General features: G+C 50.5%; 17 protein-coding genes and 1 tRNA gene. All 18 read right to left on the bottom strand.

The features are described 5' to 3' along the window. Positions 1-221 precede the first annotated feature (221 nt). Positions 222-485, bottom strand: coding sequence for a 30S ribosomal protein S15 (locus BM485_11970; GenBank protein ID OKY74562.1), 264 nt, complete (start codon positions 483-485; stop codon positions 222-224). 62 nt (positions 486-547) lie between these two features. Further along, a complete protein-coding gene (locus BM485_11965) occupies positions 548-1270 on the bottom strand; it encodes a tRNA pseudouridine(55) synthase TruB (protein ID OKY74561.1) in 723 nt (240 codons plus the stop codon). Positions 1271-1273: 3 nt separating this feature from the next. Further along, positions 1274-2248, bottom strand: coding sequence for a phosphoesterase (locus tag BM485_11960; GenBank protein OKY74560.1), 975 nt, complete (start codon positions 2246-2248; stop codon positions 1274-1276). Then, positions 2229-2639, bottom strand: coding sequence for a ribosome-binding factor A (locus BM485_11955; GenBank protein ID OKY74559.1), 411 nt, complete (start codon positions 2637-2639; stop codon positions 2229-2231). Before BM485_11955 ends, BM485_11960 begins: the two co-directional genes overlap by 20 nt. Positions 2640-2659: 20 nt before the next feature. Further along, positions 2660-5533, bottom strand: coding sequence for a translation initiation factor IF-2 (locus tag BM485_11950; protein ID OKY74558.1), 2874 nt, complete (start codon positions 5531-5533; stop codon positions 2660-2662). 44 nt (positions 5534-5577) lie between these two features. Further along, positions 5578-5826, bottom strand: coding sequence for a hypothetical protein (locus tag BM485_11945; protein OKY74557.1), 249 nt, complete (start codon positions 5824-5826; stop codon positions 5578-5580). 103 nt (positions 5827-5929) lie between these two features. After that, on the bottom strand, positions 5930-7195 hold the full coding sequence (locus tag BM485_11940; protein ID OKY74556.1) for a transcription termination/antitermination protein NusA: 1266 nt from the start codon (positions 7193-7195) through the stop codon (positions 5930-5932). A gap of 142 nt (positions 7196-7337) precedes the next feature. Continuing rightward, positions 7338-7802 (bottom strand): hypothetical protein, encoded by a 465-nt coding sequence (locus BM485_11935; GenBank protein OKY74555.1) that lies wholly within the window; start codon positions 7800-7802, stop codon positions 7338-7340. 454 nt (positions 7803-8256) lie between these two features. Then, positions 8257-8332: transfer RNA gene (locus BM485_11930), tRNA-Gly, on the bottom strand. Positions 8333-8560: 228 nt separating this feature from the next. Next, entirely contained in the window at positions 8561-9976 is a 1416-nt protein-coding gene (locus BM485_11925) for an NADH-quinone oxidoreductase subunit N (GenBank protein ID OKY74554.1), read from the bottom strand. Positions 9977-10052: 76 nt separating this feature from the next. Further along, positions 10053-11558 (bottom strand): NADH-quinone oxidoreductase subunit M, encoded by a 1506-nt coding sequence (locus tag BM485_11920; protein ID OKY74553.1) that lies wholly within the window; start codon positions 11556-11558, stop codon positions 10053-10055. 65 nt (positions 11559-11623) lie between these two features. Next, positions 11624-13402: a Na(+)/H(+) antiporter subunit D gene (locus BM485_11915; protein OKY74552.1), complete on the bottom strand. Its 1779-nt coding sequence runs from the start codon at positions 13400-13402 to the stop codon at positions 11624-11626. After that, entirely contained in the window at positions 13395-13646 is a 252-nt protein-coding gene (locus BM485_11910) for a hypothetical protein (GenBank protein OKY74551.1), read from the bottom strand. Before BM485_11910 ends, BM485_11915 begins: the two co-directional genes overlap by 8 nt. After that, on the bottom strand, positions 13643-15142 hold the full coding sequence (locus tag BM485_11905) for a cation:proton antiporter (protein OKY74550.1): 1500 nt from the start codon (positions 15140-15142) through the stop codon (positions 13643-13645). The genes BM485_11910 and BM485_11905 overlap by 4 nt, the downstream gene beginning before the upstream one ends. A gap of 14 nt (positions 15143-15156) precedes the next feature. Beyond that, positions 15157-15477, bottom strand: a complete 321-nt coding sequence (locus tag BM485_11900; protein OKY74549.1) for an NADH-quinone oxidoreductase subunit K — start codon at positions 15475-15477, stop codon at positions 15157-15159. Next, complete coding sequence (locus tag BM485_11895) at positions 15477-16010, bottom strand: hypothetical protein (protein OKY74548.1); 534 nt, start codon at positions 16008-16010, stop codon at positions 15477-15479. The genes BM485_11900 and BM485_11895 overlap by 1 nt, the downstream gene beginning before the upstream one ends. After that, positions 16010-16597, bottom strand: a complete 588-nt coding sequence (locus BM485_11890; protein ID OKY74547.1) for a hypothetical protein — start codon at positions 16595-16597, stop codon at positions 16010-16012. Before BM485_11890 ends, BM485_11895 begins: the two co-directional genes overlap by 1 nt. 2 nt (positions 16598-16599) lie before the next feature. Then, a complete protein-coding gene (locus tag BM485_11885) occupies positions 16600-17583 on the bottom strand; it encodes an NADH-quinone oxidoreductase subunit H (protein OKY74546.1) in 984 nt (327 codons plus the stop codon). Position 17584 lies beyond the last annotated feature (1 nt).

Below are 17584 nucleotides of genomic sequence, written 5' to 3'. Positions count from 1 at the left end.
AATAAATGCTCAGTCCTAATTCGTAACCCGTTTTAAACAATAAAAGTCCAGGGAACCCTTGAGAACCCTGGACCTCTCCATATTTTACAAAAAAACCTGCCGATGGGCGCTATTCGCAAAAATCCCATTGCCGCAATGGAGGCCACACAGGCAAACAGAAAAAAAGACGTTCCATTGCCCGAAGGGAATTTTTGCGAATCCAGCAGCCACAAAGTCGGATTCTACTTTCTGATACCGAGTTCCTTGATCACGTTACGGTATCGATCAACACTTTTTCCCTTGAGGTAATTAAGCAATCTTCTTCTCTGACCGACCAGCTTCAACAAACCGCGGCGGGAGTGATGGTCCTTTTTATGGGACTGAAAATGTTCGGTCAAATAGGTTATGCGCGCGCTGAGCAGCGCCACCTGCACCTCGGGGGAACCGGTATCGCCTTTGTGGGTGGCGAACTTTTCAATAATTTCTTGTTTCTGAGCTGGTTGCATTGTCACTTCTATATCCTCCTACACAATAATAGCTTTGTTTTATTTACATAATGCCATGAGTTCTAACATCCTGCGACAATATCATCGACAGGACGCAAATATTGCAACAAAAGTTGATAGCCGTCTTCCCGATCACCGACGAGTCGATCGCCGGGCAGGGCTTCATCCACTGAATATAACCCGCTGCGCAGCCGCCGTAACTCGACAAGATGCGCACCGCAGCCGAGTTGCCTGCCGATATCGGCCGCCAGCGTCCGGATGTAGGTTCCTTTTCCGCAAATAACCCGGATACGCAAGAGATCATCCTGCAAGCCAAGGGCTTCAATCTCGCGGATAAAAACGGTACGCGGGTCCTTTGCCACCTTTATGCCCTTTCTCGCGTAATAATACAAGGGTTTTCCCTTATATTTCAAAGCGGAAAAAGCAGGCGGCGCCTGCAACTGCTCGCCGACGAACGATTGCAGACACCGCTCAACCAATGCGGCGGTTATTCCCGCAACCTCACGGCGGCCGACAACCTCGCCGGTCAAATCCTGAGTATCGGTTTCAATGCCGAGTTTCAAAGTGGCGCTATACTCTTTTTCGCCGTCCATCAAGAAGGAGATGCGTTTTGTGGCGTTGCGCCCGACACAGATGATCAGCAAACCAGAGGCAAAAGGATCAAGGGTCCCGGCGTGGCCGATCTTTTTGATCCGCAGAATCCGTTTCACCAGATGCACCATCTTAAATGAGGTTGGTCCCACCGGTTTATCAAGCAGAAAAAAGCCGGCCTGCTGTTGCTGCATTCGCTACTTCTCTTCCTGCAACAGAAGATGCAGTTCCGCCAGCAGCTCTTCACGAATCCGGGCAATACTCTTGCCGCCCACCTTAAACCCGGAGGCATTTCGATGTCCGCCGCCGCCGAACTTCCGCGCCACCTCGGCCACGTCATACTCTCCCTTGGAACGCAAACTCACCCCGACAACATCCTTCGATTCCTTGATAAAGGCGGCAATCTTGACCGTTTCCAAGGATCGCGGGTAATTGATGAAAAGCTCCGTGTCCGCGGCGGTCGTTCCCGTTTTTTCATAAAGTTCACGGGTTACGGCAATAACAGCCAGCCGGTCCTCTTCATACAGCGTCAGCGAGGCAAGAACTTCCTGCAGCAATTCGAGACGATTGCGGGTAAAATTGTCAAATATTTTCCCTGATATTTCCGCAGGTTTGACCCCGCGAGCCACCAAGTCGCCGGCAACCCGCAACGTATCGGCTGAAGTCGACGCATACTTGAACGAACCCGTATCCGAGACAATGGCCGAGTAGAGACAATAGGCAGTCTCATAATCAATTTTTTCACCCATGGCCATGATCAAATCATAGACCATCTCGCCGGTGGAGGATTTTCTCGAATCAACCCAGCGAAAGTGGCCGAAATTTTTATGGCCGGTGTGATGATCGATGACCACGAAGGGATCAACTTGCAGCAGGGTGTCTTTTGCCTTGCCGAGCCGAAAATCATCACCGCAATCGAGCGCTATGCCGCAATCAAACCCGCCTGTCGGCGGCACGCCGACATCAAGCCGATCGGAACCGGGGAGAAACTCAAGAATATAATGAGCCGGCTCTTCGCTGTACAGATAAACCTGCTTGCCCATTGAACGCAAAACATTGCCCAGGGCCAGCTGCGAGCCAAGCGCATCGACATCCGGAAAAACATGGGTAGCGATCAGAATGTTCCGCGCCTTCCGGAAAACCGAAATTATCTCACTTAGTTCCTGTTTCATTTTCGGCGGCTATCTCCTGAAACAGCTTCTGCATCTTTTCATCATGATCGATGGATTTGTCCTGAAAGAACAGAAGCTCAGGCACATGGCGCATCTGCAATTGGCCGGCCAGATGCGTGCGAATAAATCCTTTCGCCCTTTCCAGTCCGATTTTTACCTGCTTGATTTTTTCCTTGGCGCAGCTGTAATAAATTTTTGCCTGCTTCAAATCCTTGCTTACGATAACATGAATTATCGTCACTTCCCGCAAGGCCGGATCATTCACTTTGTAAAGAAAAAGTACGGCTATTTCGTTTCTGATGGCATCCGCCACCCGTATGGGCCGTCTTTTTGGACCGGAAACAAGGCCCTCAGGCAAAGTGAAACGCGATTTTTCTCTTGCTGCAACCATAGACGTTCTCCGCAAGACAATTACAGTTGAGCCTCGGTTTTTTCCATAATGAAAGCTTCAAGCAGATCGCCGACCTTTATATCATTGTAATTCTCAATTCCCGCGCCGCATTCATAGCCGGCCTGAACTTCCTTGGCGTCATCCTTGAACCGCCGAAGGGACGATATTCTGCCAGTATAAACGACAATACCATCACGCAACAAGCGAACATGCGCATTTCTTTCTATTTTGCCAACCGTCACATAACAACCGGCAATGGTGCCGATCTTGGGGACGGTGAATGTATCCCTCACTTCCGCCGTGCCGATGACCTTTTCCTCAAACGTCGGCTCCAACAGACCAACCATGGCCTTTCGAATGTCATCGAGGGCATGATAGATAACGTCATAGAAGCGCAGATCCACATTTTCCGTCTTGGCCATATCGACAACCTTGGCGCTGGGACGGACATTGAATCCAATGATCAGCGCATCCGAGGCGGCAGCCAGAAGAACGTCCGATTCAATGATGGTCCCTGTCCCGGAATGCAGAATCTTAACCTTGATCTCATCGGTACTCAGTTCCTCGATAGCCTTGCCGAAGGCCTCCAGAGTACCCTGAACATCGGCCCGCAACACCACTCGCAGTTCTTTCGTTTCTCCCTGCTGCATCCTTTCAAACAGGTTATCCAGAGAGATCTTCGTGCTGCTGGCCAGTTCGCTTTCCCTGCTTTTAAGCTGCCTGTCATTGCTGACACTGCGCGCCATTTTTTCATCAGGGACAACGACAAACTCATCACCCGCTTTCGGCACACCGCTGAGTCCCTGGATTTCCACCGGCATGGAGGGTCCGGCCTCATTTATCTTCCGTCCCTTGTCGTCGGTGAGCGAACGCACCTTGCCGCTGTAAATGCCGGCGACAAAATAATCGCCGACCCGGAGAGTCCCATGCTGGATCAAGACGGTGGCCACCGGACCACGCCCTTTATGGAGCTGCGCTTCGATAACCCAGCCTTTTGCCCTTCTTTTCGGGTCAGCCTTGAGTTCAAGAATCTCCGTCTGCAACAGGATGTTTTCCACCAGCTCTTCGATGCCGATACCTTTTTTGGCGGAAGTTTCGCAATAAATCGTGTCACCTCCCCATTCTTCCGGGGACAGATTTAATTCCGCAAGTTCACGCTTGACCCTGGACGGGTCCGCATCCGGTTTATCGATTTTGTTGACGGCAACGAGAATCGGCACCCCGGCAGCCTTGGCGTGGTTGATTGCTTCCTTGGTCTGGTCCATGACGCCGTCATCCGCGGCGACAACCAGAACAACAACGTCCGTTACCTGGGCACCGCGGGAACGCATTTCCGTGAAAGCCGCATGACCCGGTGTGTCGAGAAAGACCAGATCGCCTTTCGCGGATCGCACATAGTGGGCACCGATATGCTGGGTGATGCCGCCCGCTTCACCTGCGGCAACATCGGTGTTGCGGATCGCATCGAGAATCGAGGTCTTGCCGTGGTCGACATGGCCCATAACCGTAACAACAGGGGGGCGGGGAATCGCCTCGCCACCGCTTTCTGCCTGATCCAGATTGATAATGGATTGCTCTTCCGTTAAGCCTTGCTCGACCTCAAAGCCGAAATCGCTGGCCACCAGCATCGCCGTATCAACATCAAGGGCCTGATTCACCGTGGCCATGATGCCGAGACCGATGAGCTTGGCGATAATCTCGTTGGACTTGACCCCCATTCGGTGGGCAAGATCGCCAACCGAAATCGTTTCAAGCACCTTGATTCGTTTTTTGATCGCCTTTGTTTCACTGATTGGCAGCTGTTCCCGTTCGCGCTTTTTCTTTCTGGAACCGCGAGGGCCGCGCATCACACGCACGCCGGCGGCAATCCTGGCGCCTAATTGTTCTAATTCGTCAGCATCGACATCAATTCCATCTTGGCGTTTGCCCGCCTTTTTCACCCGACTGACACCGGGTTCAGGAGCAAATTTCACAAAGCGTTTTCCTTTTTTTCCTTTTTTCCCTTTGTCCCCATCATCAACAGCCGGGGTTTCGACCTCAGCGGTTACCTGCGCGACCTGGATTTTTTTAGGTTTCTCCACCTTTTTCGGCCGAGGTTTTTCCTCCTCGACAGGCAAAGGAATCTCGGTGCGGCCGATAATTTTCGCCAATCCTTTTTTCCTTTTGACAGGTTGCGGCAATTCGCTCTTCGTTGCCGCCTGGACTGCTTCATCATCAGGGGTTTTTTCCGGCGCGGCAGCAGCAACCTCATCATGCACCGCACCTCCAACAGGGACTGTCGCAGCAATCACTTCCACTTCCGGTTCATGACGAATACGCCCTGCATCATGGGGTTCGGCAACTGCCTGACTTTCCGCCATCACTCCCTCATCTTCGGCCGGCAATGCCTCCGTCTTTTCTTCACGCACCGATTCCGGCGCGGCAACCTTCGTTTGCCGTTCAACAACCGACGGCGCTTCGTCACCCTCTTTGCGGACCGCAATGGGCGGGACAACAGCTTCTGCCGGCATTTGCTCATCCGTCATCATTTCTTCAACGGCTTCAGCTTGCACCACTTCCTTTTCCGATGCCTCCTCGGCGAACTTCTGCTCCGCTGCCCTTTCAATGCCGGGGATTTCATCCTCGAGATACTCTTCCGGTTCCGCCTCGATACTTTCCGGGGCCACCGGTGTCCGTCGGCGGATGATCGTGGTGCGGCCTTTTTGCTCTATACGTTTCTCTTGCACCTCGACCTTTTTAAAACCCAGTTTGTGACGAATTTCCTCAGCCATGTCTTCATCAATGGATGAGTTATAGGCACGAATGTTATACCCCATTTCTATGAGTTGAGCGGTCAACGTCTTGCTTTCAACACCAGCTTCCTTGGCCAACTCGTATACCCGAATTTTTCCCATCATATGCTCCTGAAACCACCCTTCCAAACTATTTTACTGCGCAGCTATGCAAAGCAACAGTTATCATGGTCCGGCACATCACCACCCAAGGAGAATCCTTCGATATGCAGTGCCTTATTCAATCTTTTTATTCTCTTCCGCAGGCCGGCAATACATTCGTTCCGCTTACAGCAGTAACTTCCTCGACCGTCGCGCACCTGTTTTTCATCAACCACAATAAATCCGTTGCGAGCCGTCAAGCGCAGCAGTGAGTCCTTTGCAGATTGATTCCCACAGACAAGACATGTTCGCATTGGAATGTGTGCTGTTGTAACTTTCACGGCTGCCCAAATTTACGACTCAATATTTTTGCCCAGCCGGGACTGCCCACGACCCACTTAGACTCATTTCAACTGCCTACTCATCGTTCCTGTCGGAATCAGACTCCGGCTGAACAAGGGCAGCTGCCGCTTCCTTCAATGCCTGGGCATCTTCTTTGCTGCAACCGAGCAGCCCTGCAATATCCTCAGCCTCGGCTTTCGCCAGTTCCTGTGAAGAATTAATGCCGCCATCATAAAGCGATTCCGCCGTTTTTTCTCCCAGGCCTTTGACTTTCACCAAGGACTGGAATCCAACCTCCTGCATCTTCGCATACCGCTGCTCACTTTTCACATCAATCCGCCATCCGAGCAAAAGAGAAGCAAGCCGAACATTCTGCCCCTGGCGGCCGATAGCCAGAGAAAGCTGATCATCGGGCACAACCACCAGCAACGTTTTCTTATCCTCATCCACAACAACCATGGAGACCTGTGCCGGAGCAAGGGCATTGGAGACATATTTGGCAGGATCAGGATTCCAGGGGACAATGTCGATTTTTTCTCCCTGCAACTCCTGAACAACATTTTGCACCCGCGATCCCTTCATGCCGACGCAGGCGCCGACCGGATCCACGTCAGGCTCCGAAGAAGCAACAGCGATTTTGGCCCGGGAGCCGGGTTCTCGGCAGGCACTGATAATTTTCACAATGCCTTCTGAAATCTCCGGGACTTCCATCTCAAAAAGTTTAATCAGGAACTCCTTGCAGGTACGGCTTAAAATAAGCTGCTGATCGCGGACATCCTGTCGCACATCCATCAGATAGGCACGCATGCGATCGCCTTGCCGATAGGAACGCCGGGGCATTTGTTCTTTTTTGGGCAGCACGGCATCGGTGCGGCCGAGATTAATGATGATATTGCCCCGCTCGAATCGCTGCACAATACCATTGACAATCTCTCCTTTTCGATCCCGGTACATCTCGAAAATAACGTCTTTTTCCGCATCCTTCATCTTCTGGATGATAACCTGCTTGGCGGATTGGGCAGCAATCCGGCCAAGATCGGAAACATTTTCCATCTTCGAGCCCAGCTCATCTCCCAGCTCCACTTCAGGATCAAGCCGTAAAGCCTCGTCCAATGAGACCTCGGTTTGTTCATCTTCAACCTGCTCCACAACCTTGCGGAACTGAAACAGCTCGACTTCGCCGAAATCCTCATTAAACTTCACTTCAATATCGCGCCGCGCACCATACCGTTTTTTTGCGGCTGAAAGAACAGCCTCTTCAAGGGCCTCAACAAGCAATTGCCTGTCAATACCTTTGTCGCGGCTGATCTGATCTATAATTCTTTTTAAATCTGATAGCATTCTTCATCTCCACAATTTCAGCCCACAGGCTGTTACAGCGGGCAAAGCCGGAAGTATCACCAGCTCTGCAATTTTATATTCAAATCATATTGAAATTATGGCCAAAACAGCTCATCTCAGAATCTTATCCAATTCACCTGAGTCAGAATTCTATTTCAAGCCTTGCATTTTTAATATCTGCAAGGGGAAACGATATTTCACCGGAAAGGGTCTGTAACGCCAGAACACCATCTTGCACAGAGCGGATAATTCCAATTTCCGTTTCCTGCTTGCCGAGCTCATCAACCACCAGCTTGACTTTTTTTCCCAAATTCCGTGAAAAATCCCTCTCGGTCTTCAATGGCCGGTCAAGACCAGGGGAAGAAACCTCCAGATGGTATTTCTGATCAATCAGGTCTTCGACATCAAGCAGGCGGCTTGCTTCGCGACTGACACGGGCACAGTCATCAATACTGACGCCGCCGTCCCGGAAAATGATAATCCGCAATACCCAGCCGATTTGCTCCTGACGGTACTGAACCTCCACCATCTCAAGTCCAAGTTCGGCGAGTATCGGTTCAATTAATCGGCCGACTTCAACCGCAATACGATCCCTGTACGAATCCATCTTCTCGCGTGTATAGTACCAATTGAATTCAATGCACCTAAAAACATCAGCACGACAAACGGGATACGCAGATAGTTATCCCCGTGAACAACGGCGACAATTTCCTTTCCCGATTTCGCGGCGGCTGATATGACGAAAGTCGCAATCGCGACTTGTGCCGAGGCGGTCAAGAGTTAAAGTGTAAAACAAAAAAAGCGGGCATAGCCCACTTTACAGCGGATGGTTGATCGCAAACCATCCAGCCGAGAAATTTTCTGCACATCTCTCGGCATCTTAATCAATAACTTCAGGTGAGCATATTAAAGCAGCAACAGGCAGGTGGAACCGGGAAATCCCCGCTTATTTCAGGGCCGCGGCACGGAGTGCGTGACGCACGCTTCCCTGAAACACCCACAAGTTCATCATGACTCAATATACCAAAAGACCGGATTCAGCAGAAGGTCTCGAATCAGCATGGAGCGGACAACGGGATTCGAACCCGCGACACCAAGCTTGGGAAGCTTGTACTCTACCAACTGAGCTACGTCCGCACTGAAGTTAATACCACACTATACATTTTTTATTTATCTTGTCAAGCAGAGTATCCATTCAGCTCAAAGTAACGCTCAATGTTGCCAGGCAGGGCATACAATGGCTCATGAATTGAAGAAGCAGGAAAGGAGGGGGGATAGAATTAAAAAAAAGGCATCGTCCGAGTTGATCTGCCAGGCAAAAGCAATCAACTCGGACCAATGGAAATGATGCAGCAAGACGGAAGATCAAAGAATCGTTCGCACCGCGCTGGTTGCAATCTGTAAAACCTGTTTCGGCGCAACGCCCATGACGATGATGACAACTATCAAAGAAATACTGACGAAACGCGTCATCAAATCAACTGAAACATCGGGACGCTCTTCCGGTGCACTGCAGAATGCCACCCGCACGACGGATAGATAATAATAAATTGCAATCGCGGTATTAAGCGCCGCCAGGATGACCAGGGTCAGATGCCCTGCTTTCAGAGCCCCGGTCAACAGCATGAATTTGCCCATAAACCCGACAAAGGGCGGTATACCGGCCAGTGCCATCATGCCGACCAACAGGGTCAAGGCAAGTAATGGAGAGCGTTTGTACAGACCGCTGAAATCATTTATGACGACATTTTCTCCATTTTGTGAAACCTTGCAGATGACGAGAAAACAGGCAAGGTTCATGAAAAGATACCCTGTAATGTAGTACATCGAGGTGGCAAAACCGGTATCATCAAGGGTGAGGAGGCCGAGCATCACAAAGCCCGCATGGGCAATACCGGAAAAGCCCAGCATTCGTTTGACATCGGTCTGCACCAGGGCGGAGAGGTTCCCGTAAAACATGGAACAGACGGCAAGGATCATCAGCATCATAACCACTGATTCACCGCCATTGGGTGCGACAAGGGTTGTGATGCGAATGAGCAGGGCAACGGCACCCAATTTGGGAATTGAAGCGATAAATGCCGTGGTGCTGTTTGACGCACCCTGATAAACATCAGGCACCCAGAAATGGAAGGGAAACACAGCGAGTTTGTAAAAAAAGCCTGTCATGAAAAGGGCAATGGCCAACATCGCCGTCGGCGTTGATGCCAGCACATGCAGCTTCGGTATCAATTCGGTGAAATAGGTGGTTCCGGTGAGTCCGTAAATAAAGCTCATTCCGTAAAGCATGGTAGCGGTGGCAACCGCACCAAATAGAATGTATTTGATTGCCGCCTCCATTTGCATGCGCAACCCGCCGCGATCATCGCGCATCGGCACCATGAGGTAGAGGGAGTAGGATGACAGCTCCAGGGCAATGAACAGGGTGAGCAGTTCGACGCTGCTGACAAGCATAACCAGTCCCAGCATACTGAGTATCATGAAAAGATAATACTCAGGCCGAACCGAATTATTGATCCCTTTCAGGTCACTGCCGAAAATAAGAACGGCAACAAGGCCTATTGACATGGCAAACTTGAAAATCTGGGAAAAGAGATCAATGCGATAGGCGTTAAAGAACAAATTGCCCTCAAGCTGAAGTGTTGCCAGGCTCAAAAGACTCGATGCCACTGCTAAAAACAAGGCAATGTTTTTTGCCAGCTTTCCCTTCCCCTGTCCGAGAGTGACAAAGAAGAGAACCAGACTTCCCATCAGCAGTAATAACTCTGGTGCAAACAACATGTTGATTCCTTATATATGTTCTATGCTTGCCTTATTATTTAGCAAGAGGGCTCAGCCCGCCTCGCCGTAAATAATGCTACGGTATCATGTTCAGGGCGACATGCGCGGATTTCGCCAGATTTACCTGCTCCAGCAGGGAATCGACGCTCGCATGCATGACGCTGATAAAAGGTTCCGGTGCCAGTCCGATCCAGAAAACAAAAAAGAGCAATGGAGTCAGTGTAACGATTTCCCTTACATTCAGATCGGCTATATCCGGCCGCCCAGGTCCCTTGAAAAGGACATATTGCAGCAAACGCATCATGTAGGCAGCGGCAAGGATGGCGCCGGGAATTGCCGCTCCGGCAATAATCTTATTGACACTGAAAGCGCCGGCCAGCACCATAAACTCACCGACAAAACTGTTTGTGGCTGGGAAAGCCAGGGAGGACAAGGAAAATACCGTTAAAAATGAAACAAAGATCGGCAGATTCTGGGCAATGCCCGAATGGTCCTTAAGTTCCCGACTGTGGGTTCGTTCATACATCATGCCCACGCAAAGGAAGAGTGCGCCCGTCGTCACACCATGATTAATCATCTGCAGCAACGCGCCTTCCAACCCTTGTCGGTTCAGGAAGAAGATCCCCAGGGTGACAAATCCCATATGTCCGACACTGGAGTAGGCAATCAATTTCTTCATGTCGGACTGAGCCAGGGCGGTGAAGCCACCATAAAGAATGGCCGCCACCGACATCCACAGAACATAGGGCCCCAGGCTTAGGGTCGCAAGCGGGGTAATGGGCAGACAGAAACGCAGGAAACCATAGGTTCCCATTTTCAACAAAATACTGGCCAGAATGACGCTGCCCGCCGTTGGTGCCTCGACATGGGCGGCCGGCAGCCATGTATGAAAGGGAAACATGGGCACTTTGATGGCAAATGCCAGAAAAAAAGCCAGAAAAACCCAGATCTGAAAGGTTGATGAATAGTCCTGCCCCATCATCATCGGGATACTGAAACTCCCGGTCTTGAGATAAAGCGCGATAATAGCGACAAGCAGCATGACGGAGCCGGCCAGTGTGTAGAGAAAGAATTTGATCGATGCATAAATTTTTCTCGGCCCGCCCCAGACACCGATCAGAAGATACATGGGAATCAACATTGCTTCCCAGAGAATGTAAAACAGTACGAAATCAAGGGCCATGAAAACGCCGAGCATGGCTGTTTCCATAACCAGCAGGCATATCATGAACTCCTTGACCCGCTTCTGGATATAGGTCCAGGAACCGAGAACACAAAGCGGCATAATAAAGGTTGTCAGCAGCACGAGCAGGAGGCTGATGCCGTCAATCCCCAGAGTATAATTGATATTGAGCGAGGGTATCCACCCGATATGCTCACCGAATTGATACTTTGCCGTGGTGGAATCGAAACCGCTGTACAGAGGAAAGGAAATGACCGCGGTAACGGAAGTCACCACCATGGTCCAAATCCGTTGCACATTTTCGCCCGGCAGGAAAAGCAGGATAAACGCACCAGCCAAAGGGAGAAAGATAAGGGCACTTAAAAGGGGAAACCCTTCATTCATTATTAGAAAATCCATTCCCACTATCCTCTGTTCACTCTATTAATATTCGTTATTTTCCTGAAATCGCTTCATAGCCTTGATCAGGCAAAAACAAAGACCAAAACTGCAGCGGCGGCCATTGATGCAGCAAAAAATATACTGTACTGGATATTGCCGGACTGAAACCGACGGACGACACCACCGATGTTTCTGACCGAACGGGCGGTACCGTCCACCACGCCATCAATTGCATTCCAGTCAAACCAGGACCAGAACCGGGAAATGGTCATCAGCGGGAAAATGCCGATATACCGGTAAATTTCACCAACGGCCAGATCAATGGCCTGAAACACTTTACTGTCAACCCACATGAATGCCCGACCTCCCATGCGATAGAACCAGTCAAGATCAAGACTGATGGTGGCGGTGGGCTCCATGTACCTTTTCAGGAGAAAGAAAATCAAACCGGCACCGCCGATGATCTGCAATGTTTCCGACAAATGGTAGGCGGTGTAAGGATGAAACTCGACCTGAAAGGGCAGCATGTTGTATAGGTAAGCGGTGTAGCAGCCGATAAAGGCACAAAGCACGGAAGCAATAGCCATTGCCGCCTGCATATTCCATGGCGGATCAGCGGCTTTTTCCCACCGTTCGCTGGTACAGTTGTTCTTGCCGAACCAGATGTAGTAAGGAACCTTGAGACCGGCCAGCAGAAAGGTACCGGCCGAAGCCAGCGTCAAGGCAAAAGCCGCCCACAGATTGTGAGATGAAAATCCGGCGGCAATGATCATTGATTTACTGACAAAGCCGCTGAACAGCGGAAATCCGGCAATGGAAAGACCGCCGATCAGGGTAAAGATAAAGGTGCGCGGCATCTTTTTATACAGTCCGCCCAGTTCGGTTAATTTCGACGTGCCGGTCATGTAAAGCACCGATCCGGTGCCCATGAAAAGCAGTCCGTTATAAAGAATATGAGCAAAGGCATGGGCGCAGGCGCCGTTAATTGCCAGACTGGAGCCGATTCCGACCCCCACTACCATATATCCGACCTGGCTCACCGTATCCCAGGCGAAAATCCTGCGGCTGTCGTTTTCGATGATGCCGTAGACAACACCATACAGCGCCATGATCGCACCCAGGGGGATCAATATGTCCATACCGGCGAATCCGCGGGCCAGAACATAGATTGCCGTTTTGGTGGTAAAGGCGCACATAAAAACGGCGCCGGCGACACTTGCTTCTGCGTATGCATCCGGCAACCAGGAATGAAAAGGCGGCACAGCGGCATTGACGATAAATCCGATAAGAATAAGATAGGTTGCCAGACTGGGCATATCAACGCCCAATGGACCGAAGCTCAGATCCCCTCCGGTATTGTGGTACCGCAGAACAAAACCGGCCAGGAGAAATAAGCCGCCGATGGTATGAATAAGCAAATAGCGGTAGCCGGTGGCCGTTGACTGAGGACCCTTGCGGTACCAGACCAGAAAAACCGAGGCAAAGGCCATCAGTTCCCAAAACAGAAAGAGCACGACGTAATCGCCGCAGAGGATGACTCCGAGTGAGCCTGCGACATAGTACCAGGCGGCGATAAGCTGACCATCCTCTTCAACGTTCAAGGCAAAGAGGGTGCCGATAATACACATCAGCGACATGATATAGGCAAAAATCTGGCTTAAAGCATCTACCCTGGCAAAGGTGAGGTGCCAATCGAGAAACTGAACTACCCCATAGACTCCTTTGTCCATGAAAAGCACGGTTACAAAGGTGATGGTCGGCACGATAAGCAGAAACGCCTTGCGCGCAACACCGCGCATGCACGGGATGAGCAGTCCGCCCAGGATAAGGATAAGTGATGGGTGCATCCAGAAATTATTCATCGTAATAATCCTCACGGGTCATTATTCCTAAACTTCCAATAAACCGGGAGAGGAGAATAAGCACGGCACCGCCGAGCAACCCGAAAAAAGTCCAGAAAAAGGGCAGCTTCTCCATGTCGGTGTGGGCATGGCTGGTATCAACCATGAATGATCCCCAGAGAGCGATAAGACCGATCAAGACGAGACAGGCAAGAATAGTCGTCTTTAACCGATCGCGAAAAAATTGAATCAACGAGGTTATCATCCTATCACCACTTTAACGAAGTTCATGAAAAAATCCGGATAAATGCCGAGTATGACAGATATAACCGATGCCGTGCAGAGTGGAATAACCATGGCGAGGGGAGCTTCCTGCACACCCACATAAGGTTCTCCCTCCGGACGCTTTCCGAAAAACGCCTTATAGGCCACGGGCGCGAAATAACCGACGTTGAGCAGTGTACTGGCCAGCAGCACCAGCAGGATGCCCAGTGACCCCGACTCTATGGTTCCAACAAGCAGCTCCCATTTCGTGACAAATCCGGCCACCGGCGGCGCACCGATCATGCTGAGCGAGGCAATGGCAAAAGCGGCGAAGGTAAACGGCATGGTCCTGCCCAGCCCACTCATTTCGGAAATGTTTTTCTTGTGGGTGGCGACATAGATGGCACCTGCACAGAAGAAGAGTGTGATTTTGGAAAAGGCATGATTGGCAATGTGAACAAGTCCGCCCTGGATGCCGTGTGGAGTGAGGAGGCAAACGCCCAGGATAATATAGGAAAGCTGGCTGACGGTTGAATAGGCGAGCCGCGCCTTGAGATTGTCCTTGGTCAGGGCGATGACGGAAGCCATGACAATGGTGAAACCGACAAAATAAGCGGTGGGTATTCCGAGGTTCAAGGCGCCCATCAGATCGACGCCGAAAACATAAAGCATGACCCTGGCGGTGCAGAAAACACCGACCTTGACAACCGCCACGGCATGAAGCAGCGCACTGACCGGTGTCGGTGCGACCATGGCACCGGGAAGCCAATGATGAAAAGGCATGACGCCGTTTTTAGCAAAGCCGAAGAGGCAGAAAATAAAAAGCATGATGACCAGGGCTGAATTTGTATCAGCCGGAATAATACCGGTATTGATGTTATGGGGGAAATCCAGGGATCCGGTCAGGACATAAATAAGCGCAAGGGAGGGCAAAAGAAATCCCTTGGCGGTGGTGGTCAGATATACGATATATTTCTTGGCGCCCTCGTATGCCTCGTCGTCCTGATGATGCGCGACCAGCGGATAGGTGCAGACACTGACGATCTCGTAAAAAAGATACATGGTAAAGAGGTTGTCGGAAAAGGCAACTCCGATTGCCCCGAAGATGGCGATGGCAAAACAGGTGTTGAAACGAGTCTGCGCATGCTCATGCAGCCCGCGCATATAGCCCATGGAATAGAAAGCAGCGGCAATCCACAAGGATGACGCGACCAGGGCAAAGATCATGGACAAAGCGTCCGCCCGCAATGTCACCGTAATCCCGGGCAAGATTTTAAAAAGCTGATAATACAGAACCTTCCCGGAAAGCACCGGAGAAATCAGGGTGGTAACCAGAGTAAACAGTATGACAGCGGAAACGACCGACCAAGTTTCCCGAAGATTCGGTTTCTTGCCGGACAGGGACACAAGAAATGAACCCAGCAGAGGTACAATCAGCGCCCAAACCAACTTACTCGTGGTGACAATATCGCCTGTGACAGCGTTAACGGTTTCCATGGCAATCCTCGATATTATCCGTTCAGTTCAACCAGATCTTCAGTTTCAATGGATTTATAGTTTCTATAAACCGCCAGCACAATACTGAGCGCAATGGCAGCTTCGGCCGCGGCAATGGCCATGATGAAAAGGGTGATAATCTGCCCGACCGTGGGATCAGGTGCGAGAAAATGGTTGAAGGCCATGAAATTAATGGATGCGCCGCTCAAAACAAGCTCAACCGCAATAAGCATGCCGATAAGACTCGGCCTTCTAACCAGACCGAATATGCCGAACCCGAAGAGGATGGCGCCGATAATGAGATAGGTGTTAAGCTGCGTACTGAGTGTTAACATTATGCATTGCCTCTTCTTCCGCTTCTAGCCAAGGCAAGGGAACCGACAATGGCCACAAGCAATACGATTGAAATAAGCTCAAAAACCATGCTGTAATTGGTCAGCAGGCTATAACCTATTGCCTTTAAAGATCCGTCGTTTACCTTTGTGGCGGGCGCCATCCACTGTGCGTTCACTGCGGCATAACCAAGGGCGAATGCAAAACCACCACCGCAGACCGTAGCTAATCCGCCGCTTAATCCGCTTAACTTTCTTGCCAACCTAGCCTCATCCGGCTCGGCAAGCATGATGGCAAAAGCAATAGTGACACAAACCGCGCCAACATAAATAAGGAGCTCCATCATGGCGACAAAAGGGCTGTTCAGGAAATAATAGAGCCCGGCAACGCCCAAGAAGCAAACGGCAAGTCCACTGACGCTTCTGATCAATCTTTTTGTACACGTTGCAATTATCGCCCCGATCACAGTGACGCAAATTAGGATCAGGAAAATAACTCCGGCTAAACCTTCGGGTGATAACAGTGAAGGATTCATCAGCTTTTTCCCTCTGCTTTTGATTCCCCGCCTTCCGCAGCAGGTGTTTTTTTGGCGGGTTCTTTCTTTGCCGCAGCTGCTTGCTTTGCAGCTTCTTGCTTCTCGAGTTCTTTCTTTAATAATTCAGGATCAACCTCTGGTTCAGGAACACCTTCAGGATGAAGCCTTTGCAACAGGTCGAAAATGTAATCTTCACGCCTGGTGCTGGCCAGATTGTACTCATTGGAAAAGCCAATGGCACCCGGCTTGCAGTTTTCCACACATTGACCGCAGAGACTGCAGGTGGTGAAGTTAAGGATATAGGCTGTCAGAACCTTGCCCTTGACTCCGGGGCGTTTTTCTGATTTGACGGTGATACAGCCGGATGGGCAACCCTTTTCGCACATGCCGCAGGATATACAACGGTTCAGTCCGGTCTCCGGATCCTTGACCAGTTCAATATGACCCCGGTAACGGGGCGTCATCTTTACTGACTCATGGGGATACTGCAGAGTGATGGGTTTGGTCAGAAACTCTTTATTGGTAATCTGCAACCCGACGGCCAGACTCTTCAATCCTGTGATGATATCTTTAAAGTATCCGGACATAATCAAAATACCTTTATAAATAAGGCTGTTAGAAGCAAGTTAACCAAGGAAAACGGTATGAGGTATTTCCAGGAAAGATTAAGGAGTCCCCAGAATGTGGTGCGGGGATAGGTCCAGCGGATCCAGACAAAACACCATACAAGAAAATACATCTTGAGAAGAAACCAGTGCGGACCGGGCCAAATGCCGATGGGCGACTGCCAGCCCCCGAGAAAGAGGATGGTGGTCAAGCTGCAGCCGATAACAAGGTTGGCATATTCAGCCATCATGAAAAGACCGAAGCCCATACCGCCGTACTCAGTATGATACCCGGCAACCAGTTCGCCTTCGCACTCTCCCATGTCAAACGGGGTACGATTCGTTTCAGCCAGGGAACAGATAAAGAAAACCAGAAAGGAAACAGGCATGAGAATGGATTTATCCAGCCGGAATATATTCCAGTTCCAGATATAACCACCCTGCTGACGGACAATTTCATTCAGATCCATGGATCCGGTGATAAGGACTATGTTGATAGCCGTGATCAACATCGGTATTTCATAGGCGACATTCTGTGAAACAGCCCTGGCTCCGGCAATAAGTGAATATTTATTACCGGAACCCCAGCCGCCGATGAGGATGGATAAACCACCCACCGAGGCAAAGGCAAACATCATCAACAGTCCGAAATTAAATTCCCGAGGTACCAGATGTTCGCCAAAAGGAATCGCCACAAACAAGAGAACCGCGGGCACCATGATGAGGATCGGCGCACACATGTAGAGCGGTTTGTCTGCATTGGCCGGAATAATCAGCTGCTTTGACATCAGTTTAAGACCGTCGGCAAGCGGCTGCAGCAAACCATACGGCCCAACATCTTTCGGTCCGGTACGCCGTTGAAAATGACCGGCGCCCTTTCTCTCAACCCAGCCAAGATAGGCAAGATTCAGACCAAGAAAGGCCGCGATGCCTATCATGTAACTAAGTAATCGAATTAGTTCATCCATC

Source organism: Desulfobulbaceae bacterium DB1 (assembly GCA_001914235.1).
In the GTDB taxonomy this organism is placed as follows: Bacteria; Desulfobacterota; Desulfobulbia; order Desulfobulbales; family SURF-16; genus DB1.
Note: the sequence above shows the minus strand (reverse complement) of the source record. Positions and strands in the feature narration are given on the sequence as shown.